Genomic DNA, 21,764 nt, shown 5'->3' with positions numbered 1-21,764 from the left:
CAAGAGGATCGAGGAACGATGTCGACGCTCACCATCGGCGAGCTCTCCGAACGCAGCGGTGTCCCCACCAGCGCCCTCCGCTTCTACGAGTCGAAGGGGCTCCTCTCCTCCACGCGCAGCGAGGGCAACCAGCGCCGATACCGGCGCGACGAGCTCCGCCGAGTCGCGTTCATCCTCGCCGCCCAACGGGTCGGACTCGGACTCAGCGAGATCAGCACCGCCCTCGCCACCCTCCCCGGCGGCCGCACCCCCACCCAGAAGGACTGGGAGCGCCTCGCCAAGGGATGGCGACCAATGCTCGAAGCCCGAATCCGCTCACTCGAGGAGCTCAGGGACCGGCTCAACTCCTGCATCGGCTGCGGATGCCTCAGCCTCACGACCTGCGCACTGCAGAACCCAGACGACGAAGCAGCCGCCCAGGGCGAAGGGCCGCGCTACCTCCTCGGCGACCTCCCAGCAGCCCAGCCGAAGCCGGGAAGTGCCGGAAAGAGGCGCCGCGACGCCCGCAAGTCGTCCTCTCGCGGTTGACGTAAGACCGCGCGAGTACGCGCCGATCGGGACGGCCAGCGCGATGGGAAGTGATGCAGATTGGGGTGGGTGTTAGGTGCGGTGGGGCTAGGGGGCGGGGGTTGCGGTTCGGGCGAGGTGACGTCCGATTGCTTCGAGGTCGTAGTCGCCGGTGCGGTGGCCGTGGTCGAGTAGCCAGGCGACCATGTCGACACGGAACGCGCTGTAGATGGGTTGCATGCATGCTTCCTCGAGCTCATCGAGGGGCCATCTGAGGGTGTGGAGCTCTTGCACGACCAGCTCGGGAAGCTCATGGGCGTTGAGGTCCGCGAGGGTGGCCTGCGCGTCTGCTGCGGCGAGCGCCGCCCATTCCGCCAACCGGTCATCGATATCGGTGAAGGCTGCCAGGCAGCGGTTCCAGTCGATGTCGATGTGCACGGTTGTGTTGTGGTGTTGTGCTCGCCATCCGGGTCGCTGTCCGAGGCGTTCGGCTAGTCCGCGCAGGTCGATGTGGAGCCGGGCGAGGTCCCGGCCCCGGCGATCCTGGGCCTCGCGGTCGGTTGCGTGGGCTGGTCCGCCGGGCACGAAGCGGTTCAAGCTGTAGATCCGCCCCTGCAGTTCGAGGGGGTCGCCGATCGGTGCTGGCACGACCCAGCCCTTCGAGGCGACGTGCCGCAGAACGGCGTGCTCGTAGGTGATGTCCGCTGTGGTTGCCCGGTCGTGGTAGCGGCGCAGCACGATCCGTCCCCGCTCAGCTGACTCGACGAGCCAGCTCGAGTTGGCGAACGGCTCGTCCTTCAGCACGGCCACCGCCGTCGCGCGCACCCCGAGACCGCGAAGAGCTGCTTCGACCTCGCCTGTCATCACCGGAACATCATGCGGCTTGTGAGACGCACTCGCCTGTCGGCTTTCAGGCGTGCGCCACCCCATCGGTGAGTTCCAGGACCCGGCGAGCCAGTACCGGCAACGTCGGGACGTAGCCATCAGTCATGTCCACGAGCAGTCGTGGGCAGCCCAGATCGAGCGGGTCACGGACCAGTGGCTGGATGTCCTCGACACGCCAGAAGAGCTCCTCGCCTGCCTGAGCGGCAAGCCGACCCGAGGGCGGCCGACACGTGGCCAAGTCGCCGCGGATCACCGCCGCGTAAGCGCCGATCGGTCGCGGCGCATGTCCTGTCAGACCTGGGTTATGGGGCGCCTGTTCGGTGCAGCATCCGCTTGTTGGGTCATCCCTGGTTCGGCACGCACCACCAGACCGATCCTTGATCGGGAGTCGTGATCGCGATGGCGGTGCCGCGCAGGACGTCCATCCCGATGAGCGCGCGCGGGATTTCGCTCTCCGCAGCATCATGCGGTGCGGGGATCTCGTCGCGAACCCCAAGGTTGGGCACTCGGAGTTGAACGGTTCCGATGTCGAGATCCTGGTCCTTGAGGATCGTCACTCTGATTTCTGAGCCGCCGACGCCTTTGCCGCTGAGTCGCACCACCCCGTCGACGGTTGTCTCGAGGGCGTCGGCCGCGAATTCGGTCTCGGCCGCTCCTGTGTCGAAGATCGCGACCACGGGACGAGCGGGCGGGACCCGAACGTGGATCCCGAGCGTGCCCGCGGCGTGCCGCGTACCCTCCAGCAGTACAGAGTTGTCGAACCGGCGGACGAGGTCAGCTACGGCGGTCGCGGATTCGTCGCCGACGATGTCGATTCGATCGGTCGCCAGGTCAAGGAGCACGGTCGCATCGACTGCGAGTGCCTGCGGACTCAAGAAACCGCCGACGCCCCAGTCGCGGAATGGCTCTGGGCCGTCTATCGCGACGACTTCTTGAAGCATGATGCTGGAGCTCTCGAGGTCGACGGGCACGTCACCGACCCTCCAACTCGGCACGAGATCGCCTGCGACGTCGCGTCCCGGGGTTGCCGCCGTGAGATGCAAACCCGCGCGTTGCGCGAGGTCCGTGGTCAGCAGGTGGGCCGTCGCGCCGGTGTCGACGATGAGCTGTGTCGTGCAGCCCGCGATGGTCGCCGTGACCATCGGACAGTGCAGCGACCGGCCAGGGACATCGAAGGTGAGTGGAATCGAGGTCGTCGTCCGGTGCCTGCGTCCCCGGTGTTCCATCGGGCGAGTGTCGCGGGTGGACACGCGAGCGTGCTCGATCACCCACACATTCGGCGTTCAGGGCGTCGAGGGGCCACGACTAGAACGCAGCGCCCTCGGGCCGCTGGCGATGCGCCGATCTCCGTGGTGGCGAGCGCACGCAGTTCGCGGTGACCTCCTGGTGCGATAGCAGCGCCTCGCATTCCACACCGAGGCCCAGCTCGAGATCGACGCAGCCCGCGCCCAGGCCGCAGATCTGCGGGCCGAGTGGCAAGAGTTCGAACGGCTGCGGTCCGGGGAGGTCTCCTCGATCGAAGCGTCGTCGCTGGCCGAGCTCGCGACCCTGTTGATCAAGGCTCGGGTCGCACGGGACTGGACCCAACGCCAGCTCGCTGATGCCCTCGGTGTCGCCGAACAGCAGATCCAGCGCTATGAGGCCAAGCCCAGAAGTAAAGAGCCGACAGAGGTCCCGGGGTTGCCTCAACACCCCCGGGGATGCTCGCCGGGCTCACAGGAACCCCGCTGGCCGGGCCCGGATGACGAGGTTGTGTTCTCGGTCGCTCACGGGTGTTCAGGCGAGCGAGCGCAGGCGCAGACCACGCACCGACTGGAAGTGGCGCGTGTTGCGACTGGCCACGCTCAGACCCCGCTCGAGGGCGGTGGCGGCGATGAGGGCATCTGGCATCGGGATCCTGGTCTCGTTCTTGACCCGGCCGGCGCGTTCGGCGATGGCACGGTCAACAAGGATCTCCCGAAAGGGCGACAGCAGCCGGTGGACGAGATCGGTGGCCGAGCTGCCGGCGAAAAGCTCGGCGCGGGTGACCACCGAGTAGTGCAGTCGGTGCTTGCCGGGGGAGAGGACAGCGGCACCCCGCAAGTGATCGATGAAGATGTCGGTGTCGACGAGGACGTCAGCCACGGTCCCACTCAGAACGATCGGGCATGGTCGCGTCCGGGTCAGCCCCAAAGGAGGCTTTCAGGGCGGCAGAAGGGTCACCGTCGCGTTCCAGGTAGGCGTCGAGGGCGCGCCGGATCACCTCGGCCATCGTCACGCCGTCGGCATCGGCGACGGCGTCGATGCGACGACGCTGCTCCTCGGTGAGATACACCTGCGTTCGGGTCGACGACATACAGCATCATTATACAGCATTGACCCCGCCGCTTGGCCGACGACAGCCCGGCTGGGTCAGTGACCGGGGTCGAAGCGCAGCGGCAGGCTGGCCGGGCCCCAGATGCCGACCGTCTGCGGCTTCCACTCGACCGGCCCGTCGAGCGCCAGGTTCGGCATCCGGCGGGCCAGGAGCGGGAGTGCCTCCTGCAACTCGGCCCGGGCGAGGGCCGCCCCCAGGCAGAAGTGGATGCCGGAGCCGAAGGTGAGCTGCTGAGGCGAGGCAGGGCGCCCCGTGTCGAAGTGATGCGGGTCGTCGAACGTCGCCGGGTCCATGTTGGCGGTGGCCAGGCTGGTGGCGACCAGGGTCCCGGCCGGGAAGACGGCGTCGCGGTACTCGATGTCGACCGACGCGATGCGGGCCGTCCCCCGAACCGCGCCGAGGTGGCGCATCGACTCCTCCACCGCGCCGCCGGCGACGGACGGGTCTTCGGCCAGGCGTGCCCAGCTCTCGGGATCCTCGGCGAAGAGCGCAACGGCACAGGCGAGCTGGTTGCGGGTGGTGTCGGTCCCGGCCATGAGGACGGCCTCGGCCAGCATCACCAGCTCGTCGGTGGCGAGGCGGTCACCTTCCTGCTCGATCGCGATGAGGTCGCTCAACAGGTCGTCGGACGGTGACGAGCGGCGCTCGTCGACCATGGCGCGGACGTACTCGTCGAGCTCGTCGGAGGCCGCCTGGATGAGCGGCAGGTCGTTGGCGATGTCGCCGTTGAAGATGCGGAAGATGTCGGTCGCCCACGCCGAGAAGAGCTTCCAGTCCTGCTTGGGCGCCCCCAGGAGCTCGCAGATGATCGGGATGGGGTACGGCTCGCAGACGTCGGCCACCAGCTCGCAGCGCCCCTGGTCGGCCACGGCGTCGACCAGGCCGCCCACCACCTCGCGCATGAACGGCCGGAGGCGGTCGGCCGCCCTCGGGCTGAAGGCAGGCGCCACCAGGCGCCGGAGGCGGGCGTGCTCGTCGCCCTCCATCGACAGGATCGACTCCTGGCGTCGCCGGGTGAACGCCTCGTCGTCGACGCCCTGCATCTGGGCGATCATCCCCAGCGCCGAGTGGAACCGACGGTCGCGCAGGATCGCCACGACGTCCTCGTAGCGGGTGACCGTGTAACCGAGCGGCATGCGCGCCAGCCAGTGCTGCTCGCGCGCCGCCTCCATGGCGACCCTCGACTCCTCTTTGTCGAGCCCGAAGGTGTCGAGCTCGGGAAGCTCCATCTCGTGGACCGGCGTCGCCATCTCGTCTCCTCAGTCGCGGTCGCTCCCAGGCTAGCCACGGGCCGATGCTCGGACGGGAGCGGTTCGCCGCCTACGCTGACGACTCGTGGGAATCATCTCCTGGATCGTCCTCGGCTTCCTCGCCGGCTTGCTCGCCGAGATGGCCACCGGCCGACGCGCCGGCGGCTGCCTCACCAAGGTCGCCGTCGGTGTCATCGGCGCGCTCCTCGGGGGTGCCATCGCCCAGGCGGCGGGCCACGACGGCATCGACCGCCTCGACCTGTGGTCCATCCTCATCGCCTTCGCCGGTGCCTCGGTGCTGCTGCTCGTCCTCGGCGCCAGCAAGGGACGACGGCGCTAGCGCTCAGCCATCCGCCAGAGACGGGCCCGACATGCCCTGCACGTAGCGCCGGACGGCCTGGCGGTGCTCATCCTCGGTGAAGGCCCACTGCTGGTGGTCGGCGTCGCCCCACCCGGCGACCATCGCCGGGTGACTCCGCCCGATCGCCGAGGTCATGGCCCGGGTCATCGCCAGCGGGCCCGGAGGCACCGCCAGCAGCTCGGCCACGCACGCCTCGACGGCCTCGTCGAGCTCGGCGCGGGGCACCAGGCGCTGGGCGAAGCCGCTGCGGTGCAGCTCTTCGGCCTCCACCGGGCGACAGGTCATCACCCAGTCGCGCGCCAGCGGGAGGCCCACCTCGCGCACCAGCAGCGGGATGCCCGCCCAGGTCAGGGGGATCCCGATGGCCAGCTCGGGGATGCGCAGGACCACGTCGTCGGCGGCCACGCGGATGTCGCACGCGGCGGCCAGCAGCGCCGCGCCGCCCACCACGTGGCCGTGGAGGCGGGCCACCGTCGCCTGGGGGATGCGGTCGAGCTGCTCGAGCACCCGCTGCCAGGTCGCGGTCCGGTGGCGGCGGGTGACCCAGTCTCCCGTCACCTCCGGGTACGCGGTGCGGCGCAGGTCGGCACCTGCGGAGAACGCCCGCCCCTCGCCGGCGAGGATGAGCACCGCCACCTCGGGCCGGTCCTCCAGCTCTCGCAGGGCCTCGGCGAGTGCCCGGCGGAGGGCGTCATCGAGGGCGTTGAGCTTGTCGGGGCGGGCAAGCGTCACCCGGGCCACGGACCCGTCGACCACCATCTGGAGGCCGTCATCGACATTCATGGCCCGAGTCTGGCAGCCCATCTCGGGCGCACCGATGATGCGGCGACATGCCGCGCATGTGACCAAGGTCCCGGTCACCCGTGACGACCGGCCCTCCCCCGCCGCTACCTCCGTCGACAGGATGACCACGGATGCGACATCGGGTCGCGCGACGAGGAGGGTTCCATGGACGTGCTCATGCTCGACACCCACGGACGATCGGGCATGGCCGCCCAGCGTCAGCTGGAGGACGCCGGCCACCGCGTGTTCCGTTGCCACACGCCGGGGGAGACGTCCTTTGCCTGCACTGCTCTCGACGACGAGCCCACGTGCCCCTTCGACGACGACGGGATCGACGTCGCGGTGGTGGTCCGGGAGCGGCCGTCGGTGAGCCCCACGGCGCTGGAGGACGGCGTGGTGTGCACCCTGCGGCACCACATCCCCCTGGTGGTCGCCGGAGAGAGCGAGGTCCACCCCTACCGTGACTGGGCGGCGGTCACGATCGACGGCACCGACGACGTGGTGAGCGTCTGCGAGCAGGCCGCCGCTGCACCCCTCCGTCGCCACGAGGAGGTGGCGCTGCGGGCGCTCGAGGCGGTGCTGACAGGTCACGAGCTGCCCACCGAGGGCGTTGCCGTGACCGTGCGGCGCCAGCGGGGTGCCATCACCGTGGAGCTGAAGGCTCCGGGTGTGCCGCCGGGCCTCCGCGCGATGGTGGCCACGAGGGTCGGCGTGGCGATCCGCACCATCGATCTGTTCACGGCCCGCATGTCGATCGCGGTGGTCGGCGACTGAGCCTGGATCCAGCGCCGGGGCCGTCAGCCTCCCAGCACGGCGTCGATCAGGTGCGGACCCCGCTCGGCCAGCGCCCTGGCGAGGCCGCCAGTGAGCTCGTCGGCCGTGGTGGCGGTGACGGCGTCGACCCCCATCCCCCGGGCCAGGGCGGCGAAATCGAGGTCGGGGCGGCTGATGTCGAGCATGTCGAGCGCCTTGGGGCCGCCGGCCCCGGCGCCCACGCGGTCGAGCTCCATGTTGAGGATGGCGTAGGAGCGGTTGGTGAACACGATGGTGGTGACGTCGAGGTTCTCGCGCGCCTGGGTCCACAGCGCCTGGAGGGTGTACATCCCACTGCCGTCGGCCTGGAGGCAGACGACCGGGCGGTCGGGGCACGCCAGGGCAGCACCAGTGGCGAGCGGGATCCCGATCCCGATGGAGCCGCCGCAGTTGGTGAGCCAGTCATGCGGCGGGCAGCCGGCGGTGGCGCCGGGCGCGAACAGCCCCGAGGTGTTCGCCTCGTCGGCCACGATCGCCCCGTCGGGCAGGAGGGCACCAAGGGCCTCGGCCACCGACTGCGCGGTCAGGGCCCCGGTGGGCCGGCCGGGACGGACGGCGGGCGGTCGCTCCACCTCGTGGCCGGTGCCGACCCGCTCGGCGAGGTGCGCCAGCGCGCCGGCGGCGTCCTCGCTCCCCCCGGCGAGCACGTGCACCTCGCACCCGTCGGGCACCAGGTCGCTCGGCTTGTCGGGGTAGGCGAAGAACGACACCGGCGGCGGGGCGTCCACCAAGACGAGGTGGCGGGTTCCCGCCAGCAGGGCGAGGGCCATCTCACCGAGGTAGGGGATGCGCTCGACGGCAGGGATGCCCGCCCCCCGCTGGAGCCGGGCCGGGAAGGTCTCCCCCATCAGCCGCGCACCGGTGGCCGAGGCAACCTGCCCCGCCGCGACCAAGGCGGGTTCGCGCAGCGCGCTGCCGCCGAGCAGGAGCACCGCCGGCTCGCCTCCGAGGAGGACCTTGGCCACCGCCTCGACGGTGTCGTCGGCCACGACGGTCCGGGCGGTGGGTGGCACGGCCGTGGCGGGCTCCGCCCCCTCGTTCCACGACACGTCGGCCGGCAGCACCAGGGTGGCGACCTGCCCTGGCGGCCCGAGCGCGGCGGCCACCGCGTCGGCGGCGTCGCCGGCGAGGTCCTCGGTGCGGGTGGTCCGCCGGTACCAACGGGACACGTTGCGGGCCACCCCCTCGATGTCGGACTGCAGGGGCGCGTCGTAGCGCTCGTGGTGGGTGGCGTGGTCACCGACGATGTTGACCACCGGGGTGCGGGCGCGGCGGGCGTTGTGCAGGTTGGCAAGACCGTTGCCGAGACCGGGGCCAAGGTGGAGGAGCGTGGCCGCGGGCCGGTCGGCCATGCGCCCGTACCCGTCGGCAGCGCCGGTGACGGCACCTTCGAACAGCCCGAGGACGGCGCGCATCTCCGGCACGTCGTCGAGGGCGGCCACGAAGTGCATCTCCGACGTGCCGGGGTTGGTGATGCACAGATCGACGCCGGCATCGGCCAGGGTGCGGATCAGGGCTCGGGCGCCGTTCACGGTTCGTCCTCCGCTCCCCCTCCGAGGAGGGTCGATGGGTTCATGATGCCAGTCGGGTCGAAGGCCGCCTTGATCCGACGCATCAGGGCGATCTTGGCGGGGTCCTCGAGCTCGAGCAGGTAGCTGCGCTTGACCGTGCCGATGCCGTGCTCTCCGGAGATCGCCCCGCCCAGGGAAAGCCCGATCCGGAACAGCTCGCGGACGGTCTCGGAACGCAGCGCCGGGTCCCCCTGGAAGACCGAGAGGTGGACGTTGCCGTCGCCGGCGTGGCCGCACCCTGCGATCCAGCTGCCGCTGCGCTCGCCGAGGGCAGAGACCTCGCGCATGAACGTGGCGATCGCGGCGCGCGGCACCACGATGTCGACGATGTCGTCGGCCCCGTTGGCCTTGGCGATCCAGAACGCCTGCTCGCGCGCCTCGATCAGCCGGGTCCCCGACGCCGGCGGCAGCACGTACACGTCAATGGCGCCGAGGTCGGTCATCAGCTCGGCGACGCGCTGGAGGTCGTCATCGACGCGGTCGGCGTGGTGGCCCTCGAGCATCACCACCAGGTAGGCGAGAGCGGATTCCCGGACGTCGTCAGGGACGCCCAGGTCGAGCCCCGAGTGAGCGGTCATGGCGGCCATCGTCAGCATGTCGATGTACTCGAGGATGAGCGGGTCGACCCCGCTGGTCACGACCTTGGGCACCGCCTCCATCACCTCGTCGAGGCTTCGGAACGGGGCCAGGACCGTGGCCGTGTGCGGCGCCCGCGGATAGACCCGGAGCGTGGCCTCGGTGACGAGGACGAGGGTCCCCTCGGACCCGACGATGAGCTGGGTGAGGTCGTAGCCGCTGGACGACTTCACGTACCGCCCACCGGTGCGGATCACCTCGCCACCGGGCAGCACCGCCTCGAGGCCGAGGACCTGGTGGCGGGTGACGCCGTACTTCACCGCCCGCATGCCCCCGGCGTTGGTGGCGACGTTGCCGCCCAGGCTGGCGTTGTACTCACCGGGGAACACCGGGTAGACGAGGCCGTGGCCGGCCAGCACCTCGTCGAGGGCGGCGAGGGTGACGCCCGGCTCGACCACGACGACGTGATTGGCGGCGTCGACCTCGACCACCCGGTTCATGCGCTCGAACGACACCACGATCCCGCCGGCCACGGGGATGGCTGCGCCCGACAGCCCGGTCCCGCTCCCTCGCGCCGTGACGGGCACGCCGTGCTCGGCGGCCAGTCGCAGGATGTCACTCACCTCAGCGGTGGTCGTGGGGAAGGCCACGGCGGCCGGCACCTGGGGCTCTCCGGTGAGCGCCTCGTCGTGGGTGTAGTCGTCCCCGGCCTCGGCGCCGGTCATCGCCGCACCTGCGGGCAGCACCTCCGCGACCAGCTCGGCGATGTCGGGCATGGACCTGTTCTACCGCGCTCGGCGCCGGGGAGGCTGGCAGCAGTGGGAATCGGACACGACGGGCCCGCTCAGGACGAGGGCGGCGCGTAGACCGCCAGGGGTGCCCCCTTGGCGATCGTGAAGTCCCGCCGACCGTCGAAGGTCTCCCCGTCGTGGGCCAGCCGGAGTGGCGCGCCCCTCGTCCGCACCTGCAGCTCCTTGGTCAGGAAGGCCTCATAGACCGTCGAGCTGGCCAGGCGGCCCGTGAGCACGGCGGAGAGGAGGCGGGACCGTGAGAAGGGGCTGCTGGCGTCGACCAGGCGGACGTCGAGCCACCCGTCGTCGAGCCGCTCGCGCCAGGCCGGGGCGAAGCCCGGCGGGCTGTACGTGCAGTTCCCGACGAAGACCATCCAGAGCCTGCGGTCCCGCCCGTCGAGCTCAGCCTCCATCGGCTCGGCGGTCCGCAACAGCCGCGCCAGCGCGACGACGAGCGCCGGCCACTTGCCGATGGTCCCCTCCAGGCGCTCGCGGGCGTCGACAAGGTCGCTGTAGGTGCCGAAGCTGGCGGTGTTCAGGAAGGGCCGGCCGTCGATCGTCCCGGTGTCGACCGCCACCGCGTGCCCATGGCGCAGCGCCTCGACCGCGTCATCGACACCCTCGACCCCGAGGTCGCGGACGAAGTGGTTGAGGGTGCCGGCGGGGACCACGAACAGCGGCTTGCCCGCCTCCCGGGCCACCGCGGCAGCGGCGTTGACCGAGCCGTCACCACCGGCGATGCCCACCACGTCGGCGGGGGCGGTGCGTGCCAGGGCGGCATCGAGGTCGTCGCCCTCCCCGACCTCGACGACGGTGGCTCCCGGCAGCCGACGACGCAGGTCGTCGGCGATGTCCACCTTCCCGGGCATCCCCGCGGCGGCGTTGACCACGACGGTGAGGCCGGTCCCATCGGGGGCTGGTCGTGAGGACACCTGGGTGTGCGTGCGGCGCACCTCGGCCGACGTCCGAGGTGGCACCGGCCAGACGCGTCGCAACCCGAGGGCCACCCCGGCGCCGAGGGCCAGACCGACGGCCGCCGCCCTCGGTCTCGGGCGTGCACGGCAGATCGTCAGGGCGCCGACGGCCGCGGCGGGGAGCGCGGCCACGGGAAGCTCCTGGGCAGACCCGGCGACGAGGGCGCCGGCCGCCGCCGCGGTCGCCGACCCGTCACGGCCCCCCTTCCGGGCGACGAGGGCGACACCGAGCGCCACGACCGCCGAGACGACCCCCCGAAGCGCGGCGCGGCGAAGGAAGCGAGCCATGGCCGTCAACGATGCCATCCGCTGGCACGCGGCCGGGGCTCGTTACCCTCCCCGACGCGCTGCACCCGTCGTTCAGACGACGTTCCGCTGGCGCAGCCGGGCTCCTCCGCCGGCGACACCGGCGACGAGCGCCGTGGCTGCCACGGCCGGCAGCCACGGCGTATCGCCCGCAGGTCGGTCGCCCGGTGCCGGCCCCTCCGTCCCGCGGCCGACCGCCTGGATGTCGGCCCAGCGGTCGAACAGAGGCGAGGGGCGCGGGACGACCACCGGTGCCGGCGCCGCCACCGCCAGGTCAGCCTCCTCCGAACCGTCATCCGCCGACGGCGAGGCCTCGGGCTCCTGCGACGCGGCGGGCGCCTCCGGCGGCGGTTCGGGCTCCGGCTCCGGTTCCGGGACGTGTGCGGTCGACGCCGGGTCGTCGGCCGGGGGCGGCCCCGGCGGAGCGAGCGGCGGCGCCGGGGCCGGCGACATCGGTTGCACCGGCGCGTCGCCCACCAGGGCGAGGGCGATCGGCACCAACCGCTCCCGGCCGTCGCTCGGGCGGTTCAGCACGCACGGCCCGACGTCGCACGTGCCGACGAAGGTGCTCGACCCTCCGCCGTCGAGGTTGATGCCGTCGCTTGCCCCCAGCTCGGCGAGGAGGTCGGCGGCTTCCTCCAGCGTGAGACCGGCGCTGTGGCCGGGCGCCCGACCGTCGGCCACCACGAGCAGCGTCTCGCCCGACGGCGTCCAGCCGAGCAGCGTCCTCGGGTGGCGGCCCTGAGCCTTGGCGTCCCCGGTCCACCACGACTGGCGCTGACCGTCACGAAGCAGCACTGGGTGCCCCCCGACGCTGTGCACGGCACCCAGCGACAGGGCGGTCTCGACGACGAGGGTCTTCTCGGTGGCGTCGCTCTGGCGCCACTCGTCCGCGAGGGCCTGCAGGTCGGCGGCGGCCTCACCGTTGGCCGACACCACCGCGCCACCGGGGGGCACGGGCCCGCCGCCGTCGCGCTGGCCGCCGAGATCGGCGCCCACCACACCGGGCATCACCGGCCCCGCCGTCGCGAGCACCACCTCGAGGTGGCCCACCGGTGAGGGCGTGACCGGGCCCCAGTCGGGGGTGAACAGCACGGCCCCGTTGGCCATCGGGCCGACGTTGAGGCCCCCGAGGGGCAGCACCCGGCGCTCCCGGCGGAGCTCCAAGCCCTCCCCCTCCGGCTCGTTCAGCAGCGGACCGCTCAACGGCGCCCGCCACACCTGCTCCACCACCAGCTGCCCACCCCAGGCAAGCTGCGCCGAGGTGGGGCCGTCACCGGTGATCGTCACCTGCTCGTGGGCGTGGTGTGGGGTCCGCAGCACCCGCCCGTCGGCCACCACGCCCCCGTAGGGCTGGCGGCACGTCGGGCAGGCGGCGAAGTCGGCGTTGACGCACACGACGCCGCCGGCACGCCGGCACAGCTCGCTCGTGGCCTGCCGCCCACCGCCGTCGACGAGGTCGTGGGCCAGGACGGGTCGCAGCTCGAAGCCCGAGTTCGGGGCGATCCGCGCCACGTGAGCCACCAGACCAGGCGACCGGCGCAGCTCGGTGTACGACACCCCCGGCGCGACCTGGTGGTGGCGGTCGCCCCCAGGGTCGCCGAGCGCCATGGACACCGGGGCGAGGAGCGCGAGCACCACCGCCACCACCCCAGAGCGCCCGATCCGCCGCATTGGGCAGTCCTACCCGATGACCGCTCGATGCCCACCCCGGTACCACTGGGCACGCTCGCCGACGACGCTACGAGGGCGGTGCCGACTCGGCGCGGCGGCGCAGGGCGGCGTTGACACGGGAGGAGAGGTCGCGGGGGGAGAACGGCTTGATGATGTAGTCGTCGGCGCCGTGGGAGAACGCCGCCACCTTGTCGGCGGCGTCGGCGTTGGCCGTGAGCATGATGATCGTGCAGCTGGCGGTCCTCGGGTCGGCCCGCAGCAGCCGACAGGCCTCCATCCCGCCCATCTCCGGCATCATCACGTCGAGCAGGATGCAGTCGGGCTCGAACGCGAATGCTGACTCGATCCCCGCTCGACCGTCGGGAGCCTCGGCCACCTCGAACCCGACGGCGCCGAGGCTCAGGGCTGCGAGCTGGCGCACCTCAGCGGCGTCGTCGACGACGAGGACCCGGACCGCCCGGTAGGAATCGGGGGCACCGGGCGTCACTCCTGCCGACTCACGGCCTCGCCAGCTCGCGGTGGCCTCGGCGCGGAGGAGCTGCTCCATGGCCTCGGGAGGAGCCGGGCGAGCCAGGTGGTACCCCTGGCCGATGTCACACCCGAGCGCTCGGAGGCGCTCCACCTGGTCGCCGGTCTCCACGCCCTCGGCGACGACATGGAGGTCGAGGGCGTGGGCGAGCCCGATGGTGGCGGCAACGATGGCCGAGCCCCTCCCTTCTTGACCGAGGTCGTCGATGAACGACTTGTCGATCTTCAGCTCGTCGAGGTGGAACTGCTTCAGGTAGGCCAGGGACGAGTAACCGGTGCCGAAGTCGTCGATGGCGAGGGTCACGCCGAGCGCCCGCAGCCCTTCGAGCACGCCGATGGCCGTCGTGACGTCGCCCATCAGCGCGCTCTCGGTGACCTCGATGCCGATCATCGATCCCGGGACACCCGCCGCCTGGAGGGCCGCGGCCACCGTGTCGACGAGCTGCGGGGCGAACTGGCGGGTCGAGACGTTCACGAACAGGACCAGCGGTGGACGATCGAGGAACGCGTCGCGCCAGCGCGCTGCCTGCCTGCACGCCTCTTCGATCACCCATGCCCCGATGGGAACGATGAGCCCGGTCTCCTCGGCGAGCGGGATGAAGTCGAGCGGCGGAACGAGGCCGCGCTCGGGGTGCTCCCAGCGGAGCAGGCCCTCGGCCCCCATGATCAGGTCGGTGGCCAAAGAGATCTTCGGCTGGTAGTGCAGGCGCAGCTGGCCCTCGCTCAGAGCACGAGCCAAGGCGTCGACGGCGCCGGTGCGCTGGTCCTCGGCGCGACGCAGATCGGCGTCGAACAGCTCGCACCTTCCTGGACCGCCCGACTTGGCGGTGGCGGTGGCGGCTCCGGCCTGGCGGAGCATCGTGTCGAAATCAGTGGTGCCGGGCGGAGCGACGGCGATGCCGGCGCTCACGGTGACTGCCACGGACGTGTCCCCCGCCGTCATCTCGTACGCGAGCACCGAGCTCACCCTCTGGCACAGCGCCTCGACCGCACCGGCGACACCGACGTTCTCGCAGAGGACCAGGAACTCGTCGCCTCCGAACCGCCCGAGGTTTGCGTCACGGGCGACGCCGTCGGAGACTCGGAAGGCCCCCTCCAGCCGGTGGGCGATGTCGGCAAGGACGACGTCGCCCACGGCGAAGCCGAACCGCTCGTTGATCGACCGGAAGCTGTCGATGTCGACGACCATCAGCGCAGTGGTCGTCTGCTGTCGCGCTGCCCTGCCCAGCGCCGCCTTCGCGATCTCGGTGAGGAGCGTGCGGTTGGGGAGGCCGGTCAGCGAATCGTGCAGCAGCTCGTGCTCCAGGCGCGCCTCCACCTCCACGCGGTCGGTGACGTCGCGACTCGTGAAGAGCAGGCCCCGGATCGACTCGTCCTCCAGCAGGTTCTTCCCCGTGGTCTCGAACCTGCGCCACGAGCCGTCCGCGTGGCGAGCCCGGAGCTGCATGGTGACCACCGATGCCGGTTCGTCGAGCAGCGCAGCGAGGCCGGAGAGCACCTGTTCAGCATCGTCGGGGTGGACCATCTCGACGATCGCTCCGCTCATCCGAGGCCGACCGAGGATCCGCTCCAGCGAAGGGCTGGTGTACTGCACCACGCCGTCGTCGTCGATGATCGTGAACACGTCGGAGGTGTTCTCGACCAGCGCCCGGAAGAGGCCATCGAGCTCCCGGAAGGCGACATCCGCCGCGTGCGCCTCGGTGATGTCGTGGGTGATGCCGTGCATCCGGACTCCGACGCCGGCCTCATCGACTTCCACGTCGGCGATGACGCGAATCCAACGTTGCTCACCGTTGGGTCGCACGATCGGGCAGTCGAAGGTGCAACGGCTGCCGTCGCGCAGCGCGTCGGCGACGATGCTCTGGCAACGCTCTCGGTCCTCTCCCGGGATCATCGAGAACAGCGCGGAGAAGCTCACGGCGGCCTGACCCGGGGGCAGGCCGAAGATCCGGTAGAACTGGTCGGAGCAGTCGATCTCGTCCGCCTCCACGTCCCAGCTCCAGCTCCCCATGTTGGCGACCCGCTGGGCGGCAGCCAGCTGGTGCTCTCGCTCCTGGAGGGCCTCGATGAGGCGGTACTGGACCTGGACCTGCAGCTCGGCGGCGGAAGGTCGCTCCGTCACGACGGCTGCGATCCGATCCGACCGAGCACGTCGGCAGCGTCGAGCACCTCGGCGTACATCGGGAAGATGTTGTCGCAGAAGAACGCGTGCTCGAAGGCGGTGCGCCCGACGACGCAGTCCCGCACCACCGTCACCCGGTAGCCGCGCTCGACGGCAGAACGTGCCGTGGAGTCCACGCACACGGAGGTGAGCGCACCGGTGAGGACGACGTCGGTGACCCCGGCCTCGGTGAGGACCTCATCGAGGCGGGTGTTCGAGAAGGCATCCATGCCGCGGCGTCCCGGCACCTCCTGGATGCGGTCCCCGAACGACTCCAGCTCGTCGACGGTGCTCGCGCCCGCCGTGCCGGTGCGGAACGCCCCGGCGTCTCTGATCGCCGCCAGCACCCCAACGGGGTCGACCAGCTCCGCGTAGCCCTCGCTGAAGGCGATGGGAGCGTTCACCACCGTGGCGGCGCTGGCGGTCATGCGCTCGACCAGCTCGACCGTCGTGGCCAGGGCGTTGGTGGCCCCGGCTGGATCCTCGAACACGGACCGCAGGGCGCCGTCGTCAGCGAAGAAGTCGTTCTGGAAGCCGATGAGCACCACTGCCGTGGTCGTAGGGTCCATGGTCGGATCGCTCATGGGGCGACGGACCTGGTCGGGAACGCGGCACGCTCGTCCCCCTTCCGGGCGAGCCGCTGGCCTGACCCACCCGACGGCTCCGGCGTGGGGGTGGTCACACCTGGGTCCGGAGGGCTGCCGTCAACGCCTTGGAAGCGACCTCCATCGCCGGGGCCACCTCCTCGTACCGCACCTCCGCCTCCTCGATCCTTCCCCCCGCGACGAGCTGCTCGATCTCACCGGCGAGCTCACCCAGCTGCCGGGCACCGAACGTGAGTGAGCTCCCGCTGAGGCTGTGGGCATGCAGGAGGGCCTGCTCGAGGTCTCGGGCCCGCAGCGCCTCACCGAGGGCGTCGATCCGCGCTGCGGAGGAGACGAGGAAGATCTCCACCATGGTTCCCACGACGGGAACGCCGTCTTCCGTCACTCCGAGGGCCCGGAGCCCTTCGACCATGGCAACGTCGAGCACACCGCCTCCGTCACCTCCGGGAGCGTGCTCCGCCGTCGCTCCGGCGCCGCCGAAACGGGAGGAGGTCCACCGCTCGAGCGCCGCCTGCAGCTTGACCGAGGTGACCGGCTTGGTGAGGTAGCCGTCCATCCCCGCCTCCATGCACTTCTCCTCGTCACTGGGCAGCGCGCTGGCGGTGAGCGCGAGGATCGGAGTGCGTCGCGCCACCTCCTGTGCCCGGATCGCCATGGTTGCCTCGAAGCCGTCCATGCCCTGCATCTGGCAATCCATGAAGATGACATCGTACGAGCCGGCGCGCGCCCGGTCCACGGCTTCGGCGCCGTCGCAGGCGAGCTCGACGTCGCAGCCCAGGCGCTCCAGCATGCCCACGGCGACGAGCCGGTTGATCTCGTTGTCCTCGACCACGAGCACCTGCGGGCCGGCAGCGGTGTCCTGGCGTCGGTCGGTGAGGTGCGGGTCGTCCGCCTCGCCGCCCTCGGGCGCAGGCCCAACCGGCACCCCCATGGCCTGCACGAGGTTGGTGGCGTTGTCATCGACCACGATCACCCGGACGTCCCGCAACGATGCGGGGGCGACGAGCGCCGGTGGCGCCTCGGCGCACCTCGCTCGAAGGGAGAACCAGAAGGTGCTGCCGACATCGGGCTCGCTGCTGACACCGACCTGCCCGCCCATCGCCTCCGCCAGCTGCCTGGCGATGGTGAGGCCGAGGCCGGTTCCCCCGTAGTGCCTGGTGGTCGACGACTCTGCCTGGGTGAAGCTCTGGAAGATCGAGTCGATGACGCTCGGGGCGATGCCGATGCCGGTGTCCTCGACGCTCACATGCAGGTCGGCCATCCCATCCGCCACGGTCGCCCGCATCCGCAGGAGGATCTCCCCAGCCGCGGTGAACTTCACCGCGTTGCTGGCGAAGTTGGAGACGACCTGGCGGAAACGGCCAGCGTCGCCGTGCACCAGGGCGGGCACGTCCGGAGCGATGTCGACGACGATCTCGACGGTGGTCTCGTCGGTGCGTGGGGCGAGCAGCACTGCGACCTCTTCGAGGACCTCTGCAGGTGAGAAGGGTTCATCCTCGAGATCGAGGCGCCCCGCTTCGATCTTGGACAGGTCCAAGATGTCGTTGATGATGCCGAGCAGCACCTCTGCAGACTGGTCGAGCGCGTGCACGTACTCGGTCTGGACCGGGGTGAGTGCGGTGCCGGCGAGGAGCTCCGCCATCCCGATCACCCCGTTCAACGGCGTCCGGATCTCGTGGCTCATGTTGGCCAGGAACTCGCTCTTGAGGCGCGATGCCTCCAGGGAATCCGCTTCTGCCGCTACCAGCCGGATCTCGTTGCGCCGGTAGCTGCGCATCTCCTCCTCCAGCGCGCGGCGCTCACGTCCGTGCCGCTCGGCCACGTCCGCTGCCTCGATGTACTCCCCGGCGAGCTCGGCCATCATCCGGAGCGTGCTGACGTCGCGCTGGTCCAGCGATCCATGAACGTCGAAGGAGAAGCAACAGAACGTCCCGTAGACGCGACCGTCGGAGAAGCGGATCGGCACGCTGAGGTGCGATCCGACAGGCAGCTCCTGGGTCACCGGCATGCTGGCGGCGAGCGGGTGCTCCATGGGATCGACGAGCAGCTCGGGCAGTTCGCCGTTGAGCACGTAGGAGCAGTACGCCTCGTCGAGGGGATCGGCGTGCCCAACCTCGACGACGTCGACGCTGGGGGCGGCATCGACGTAGCGGAACACCCGAGCCGCATCGGTGACCTCACCGATGAACGCGATGTCCATCCCGAGGTGCTCACGAACGGCGCGGAGCAACCGCTGGATGACCTCATCGGCGTTCGGTAGCTCATGGTCCGAAGGGAGCAGTTCGCTCCCAAGCGCGGGCGCGTCGCCCTGGGGACGTCCGCCGGCACCACTGATCATGACGCCACTCCATGTGCCTCGGCGATGTCGGAGACGGAAGCGGCTCTCTCAGCGAAGTACTGGTGATGGAACCCCATCGGCAACACGGCGGTGGCGCCAGGCCTCATGCGCCGGTCTGTTGATGGTCGGAGACCAGTGGTTCGGGGATACACGAAGGCACCGTCCTTCGGACTCTACGCCGTCAGGTCGGGGAACAGATTACTCACCCGGGACAGACAACGCTCTCAGCGTCGCGTCAACCTCTACCCGTGACGCTCCGTCCGAAACTGATCGCCACGGAGCGACCTCAACCGTGCCTCAAAGCGAGCCAGGCCCGGGGGTGGTCCCCCGGGGTCCGGTGCTCGCGATAGTTAGCGTAAGGACGCGAAATCGGCCTTGCCCTGGATGACATCTTCCATCACGAGCAGCCGCTGGTGCTGCCGCAGCTGGGGCAGGCGTGGCAGGAGCCGGCCCGCTGCATCTGCACGCCACAGAGCATGCAGATCGGTGCGTCGGCGCTGGCAACGTAGGCGATGGTCTCGATCGGCGGCGCCACCTGGGTGGTGAGGTCGACCGAGGGGGTGTTGTCGCCGGGCGGTGAGGGGACCACGTCGAGGCCGGCGTTGGACACGGTGGTGGCCTCCTCGATGCCGGGCAACGTGGGGTTGGTGCGCTCCCCCACCGACAGGATGCCGAGCTCCATGCGCTCGTCGAGGGCCAGGTAGTCGACCGCCATGCGGCGGAAGATGTAGTCGACCAGCGACGAGGCGAAGCGGATGTCGGGGTCGTCAGTCATGCCGGCCGGCTCGAAGCGCATGTTGGTGAACGCCTCGACGAAGGCCTTGAGGGGAACGCCGTACTGGAGGCCATGGCTCACCGAGATGGCGAAGGCGTCCATGATCCCCGCCAAGGTGGAGCCCTGCTTGGAGACCTTCATGAAGACCTCGCCGGGGCGGCCGTCGTCATACTCGCCGACGGTGACGAAGCCCTTGCAGTCGGCCACCCGGAACTCGAAGGTGCGGCTGCGCCGGTTGCGGGGCAGCCGGTCGCGGGTGGGCTGGACGACGATCTTCTCGATGACCCGCTCGATCACCTGGGCGGGCGCCAGCTCGACGCCGTTGGGCGCCTCGGCGGTGCCCTGCTTCTCGCCCTTCTTGGCCATCGACAGGGGCTGGGCCACCTTGCAGTTGTCGCGGTAGATGGCCACGGCCTTGATGCCGAGGCGCCAGGCGTCGATGTGCAGCTGCTCGACGTCCTCGACGGTGACCTCCTCGGGCATGTTCACCGTCTTGGAGATGGCACCCGAGAGGAACGGCTGGGCGGCGCCCATCATCTTGACGTGGCCGCTGTAGTGGATGGCGTTGTCGCCCATGGAGCAGGCGAACACCGGCACGTGGTCGGGGCTGAGGTGCGGGGCGCCGAGGATCGACTTGTTCTCGTCGATGTAGGCGACGATCTCGGTGATCTGGGTGTCGTCGTAGCCGAGACGGCGGAGCGCCCGCGGGATCGTCTGGTTGACGATCGTCATGTTGCCCCCGCCCACCAGCTTCTTCATCTTGCACAGCCCGAGGTCGGGCTCGATGCCGGTTGTGTCACAGTCCATGAGCAGGCCGATGGTGCCCGTCGGCGCGAGCACGCTGGCCTGGGAGTTGCGCACCCCGTAGAGCTCGCCGATCTCGACGGCTTCGTCCCAGGCCTGCTGGGCGGCGCCGAGCACGTCGTGGGGGACGAGGTCCTCGTCGATGTTGGCCGCCTCCGAGCGGTGCATGCGCAGCACGCGCACCATGTGCTCGGCGTTCTCGGCGTAGCCGGCGAAGGGGCCCATGCGCGCCGCGGTGCGGGCCGAGGTGGCGTAGGCGTGGCCGGTCATGAGAGCGGTGAGGGCACCGGCCCAGGCCCGCCCGGCGTCGGAGTCGTAGGGCAGGCCGAGGGCCATCAGCAGGGCGCCCAGGTTTGCGTAGCCGATGCCGAGCTGGCGGAAGCGGCGGGAGGTCTCGGCGATGCCCTCGGTCGGGTAGTCGGCGTTGCCGACCAGGATCTCCTGGGCGGTGAAGACGACCTCGACGGCACGCTTGTAGCCCTCGACGTCGAAGCGGTCGTCGGTGTCGTCGAGGAACTTCAGCAGGTTGATGCTGGCCAGGTTGCAGGCGGAGTCGTCGAGGTGCATGTACTCGCTGCACGGGTTGGAGCCGTTGATGCGCCCGGTGGCCGCGGCGGTGTTCCAGCGGTTGATGGTGGTGTCGAACTGCATGCCCGGATCCGCGCACTGCCAGGTGGCCTCGGAGATCTGGCGCATGAGGTCGCGGGCCTTGACGGTGCGGACGACCTCGCCGGTGGTGACGGCCTTGAGGTCCCAGTCGGCGCCGTCGACCACGGCCTGCATGAACTCGTCGGTGACGCGCACCGAGTTGTTGGCGTTCTGGTACTGGATCGAGGCGGAGTCCTTGCCATCGAGGTCCATGTCGAAGCCGGCGTCGCGCAGCACGCGGGCCTTGCGCTCCTCGAGGGCCTTGCACCAGATGAAGTCCTCGATGTCGGGGTGGTCGGCGTTGAGGATGACCATCTTGGCGGCGCGGCGGGTCTTTCCGCCCGACTTGATGGTGCCGGCCGAGGCGTCGGCGCCCCGCATGAAGCTGACCGGGCCCGAGGCGGTGCCGCCGCCCTCGAGCGGCTCGACGGAGGAGCGGATGCGCGACAGGTTGATGCCCGAGCCCGAGCCGCCCTTGAAGATCGTGCCCTCCTCGACGTACCAGTTGAGGATCGACCTCATGCGGTCGTCGACGGAGAGGATGAAGCAGGCCGATGCCTGCTGGGGGACGTCCTTGACGCCGATGTTGAACCACACCGGGGAGTTGAAGGCGGCCCGCTGGGTGATGATGAGGTGCTTCAGCTCGACGGTGAAGGCCTCGGCCTCGGCCTCGTCGACGAAGTAGCCGTCCTTGCGGCCCCAGGCGGCGATGGTGTCGACCACGCGGTCGGCGACCTGCTTGAGCGAGGTCTCGCGCTCGGGCGTGCCGAGCGTGCCGCGGAAGTACTTCTGGGCAAGGATGTTGGTGGCGTTGAGCGACCACGTGGAGGGCACCTCGACGCCGAGCTGCTCGAAGGCGACGCTGCCGTCCTTCCAGTTGGTGATCCGGCTGTCGCGGCGCTCCCACGTCACCTGGTCGTAGGGATGCGAACCCTCCGGGACGAAGTGCCGGGTGATGCCGATCCCCGTTCGCTCAGGTGCCATCGCCATGGTTCGTGCTCTCCTCTGCCGCTCGCCGGTCCCCCGGACGGAGGGCCTGATGTCTTGTCGCTGTGCGT

At 70.6% G+C, this 21,764-nt stretch carries 17 protein-coding genes; 3 read left to right on the top strand and 14 right to left on the bottom strand.

Going from position 1 to position 21,764, the window contains the following annotated elements:
* Positions 1–18 precede the first annotated feature (18 nt).
* Positions 19–528, top strand: a complete 510-nt coding sequence (soxR, locus tag VMN58_10890; GenBank protein HUF33699.1) for a redox-sensitive transcriptional activator SoxR — start codon at positions 19–21, stop codon at positions 526–528.
* An 87-nt stretch (positions 529–615) separates the two neighbouring features.
* Here soxR and VMN58_10885 read toward each other — a convergent pair whose 3' ends face one another.
* From VMN58_10885 to VMN58_10865, 5 genes are all read right to left on the bottom strand, one after another.
* Positions 616–1,437, bottom strand: a complete 822-nt coding sequence (locus tag VMN58_10885; GenBank protein ID HUF33698.1) for a phosphotransferase — start codon at positions 1,435–1,437, stop codon at positions 616–618.
* 296 nt (positions 1,438–1,733) lie between these two features.
* Entirely contained in the window at positions 1,734–2,642 is a 909-nt protein-coding gene (locus VMN58_10880; GenBank protein ID HUF33697.1) for a retropepsin-like aspartic protease, read from the bottom strand.
* 526 nt (positions 2,643–3,168) lie between these two features.
* Entirely contained in the window at positions 3,169–3,516 is a 348-nt protein-coding gene (locus VMN58_10875; protein HUF33696.1) for a type II toxin-antitoxin system VapC family toxin, read from the bottom strand.
* Complete coding sequence (locus tag VMN58_10870; protein ID HUF33695.1) at positions 3,509–3,727, bottom strand: CopG family transcriptional regulator; 219 nt, start codon at positions 3,725–3,727, stop codon at positions 3,509–3,511. The genes VMN58_10875 and VMN58_10870 overlap by 8 nt, the downstream gene beginning before the upstream one ends.
* A gap of 56 nt (positions 3,728–3,783) precedes the next feature.
* A complete protein-coding gene (locus VMN58_10865) occupies positions 3,784–4,998 on the bottom strand; it encodes a cytochrome P450 (protein ID HUF33694.1) in 1,215 nt (404 codons plus the stop codon).
* 85 nt (positions 4,999–5,083) lie between these two features.
* Between VMN58_10865 and VMN58_10860 the strand changes: the two genes are divergently transcribed.
* Entirely contained in the window at positions 5,084–5,338 is a 255-nt protein-coding gene (locus tag VMN58_10860; GenBank protein ID HUF33693.1) for a GlsB/YeaQ/YmgE family stress response membrane protein, read from the top strand.
* Positions 5,339–5,341: 3 nt separating this feature from the next.
* Here the strand turns inward: VMN58_10860 and VMN58_10855 are convergent, their stop codons facing one another.
* Positions 5,342–6,142: an enoyl-CoA hydratase/isomerase family protein gene (locus tag VMN58_10855; protein HUF33692.1), complete on the bottom strand. Its 801-nt coding sequence runs from the start codon at positions 6,140–6,142 to the stop codon at positions 5,342–5,344.
* Between the two features lie 165 nt (positions 6,143–6,307).
* On the opposite strand from VMN58_10855, the gene VMN58_10850 reads away from it, so the two are divergent.
* A complete protein-coding gene (locus VMN58_10850) occupies positions 6,308–6,916 on the top strand; it encodes a hypothetical protein (GenBank protein HUF33691.1) in 609 nt (202 codons plus the stop codon).
* 23 nt (positions 6,917–6,939) lie between these two features.
* Here VMN58_10850 and VMN58_10845 read toward each other — a convergent pair whose 3' ends face one another.
* The 8 genes from VMN58_10845 to VMN58_10810 all read right to left on the bottom strand — a co-directional run bounded on the left by VMN58_10845 (position 6,940) and on the right by VMN58_10810 (position 21,747).
* Positions 6,940–8,487 (bottom strand): acetolactate synthase large subunit, encoded by a 1,548-nt coding sequence (locus VMN58_10845; GenBank protein HUF33690.1) that lies wholly within the window; start codon positions 8,485–8,487, stop codon positions 6,940–6,942.
* Positions 8,484–9,878 carry an FAD-binding oxidoreductase gene (locus VMN58_10840; GenBank protein HUF33689.1) on the bottom strand — a complete coding sequence of 465 codons (1,395 nt, stop codon included), beginning with the start codon at positions 9,876–9,878 and terminating at the stop codon, positions 8,484–8,486. Before VMN58_10840 ends, VMN58_10845 begins: the two co-directional genes overlap by 4 nt.
* Positions 9,879–9,946: 68 nt before the next feature.
* Positions 9,947–11,155 carry a diacylglycerol kinase family protein gene (locus VMN58_10835; protein ID HUF33688.1) on the bottom strand — a complete coding sequence of 403 codons (1,209 nt, stop codon included), beginning with the start codon at positions 11,153–11,155 and terminating at the stop codon, positions 9,947–9,949.
* Between the two features lie 72 nt (positions 11,156–11,227).
* Positions 11,228–12,847 (bottom strand): phosphodiester glycosidase family protein, encoded by a 1,620-nt coding sequence (locus VMN58_10830; protein HUF33687.1) that lies wholly within the window; start codon positions 12,845–12,847, stop codon positions 11,228–11,230.
* A gap of 67 nt (positions 12,848–12,914) precedes the next feature.
* Entirely contained in the window at positions 12,915–15,497 is a 2,583-nt protein-coding gene (locus VMN58_10825; protein ID HUF33686.1) for an EAL domain-containing protein, read from the bottom strand.
* Complete coding sequence (locus tag VMN58_10820; protein HUF33685.1) at positions 15,494–16,120, bottom strand: cysteine hydrolase family protein; 627 nt, start codon at positions 16,118–16,120, stop codon at positions 15,494–15,496. Before VMN58_10820 ends, VMN58_10825 begins: the two co-directional genes overlap by 4 nt.
* Positions 16,121–16,214: 94 nt before the next feature.
* The gene (locus VMN58_10815) at positions 16,215–18,479 is read right to left on the bottom strand and encodes an ATP-binding protein (protein ID HUF33684.1); all 2,265 of its coding nucleotides are present in this window, start codon (positions 18,477–18,479) and stop codon (positions 16,215–16,217) included.
* A 397-nt stretch (positions 18,480–18,876) separates the two neighbouring features.
* Positions 18,877–21,747: a vitamin B12-dependent ribonucleotide reductase gene (locus VMN58_10810; GenBank protein HUF33683.1), complete on the bottom strand. Its 2,871-nt coding sequence runs from the start codon at positions 21,745–21,747 to the stop codon at positions 18,877–18,879.
* Positions 21,748–21,764 lie beyond the last annotated feature (17 nt).

The organism is Acidimicrobiales bacterium, from assembly GCA_035512495.1.
Classification (GTDB): domain Bacteria; phylum Actinomycetota; class Acidimicrobiia; order Acidimicrobiales; family CADCSY01; genus DATKDW01.
The sequence above is the reverse complement of the archived record's forward strand: the minus strand, read 5'-3'. Positions and strand labels throughout refer to the sequence as shown.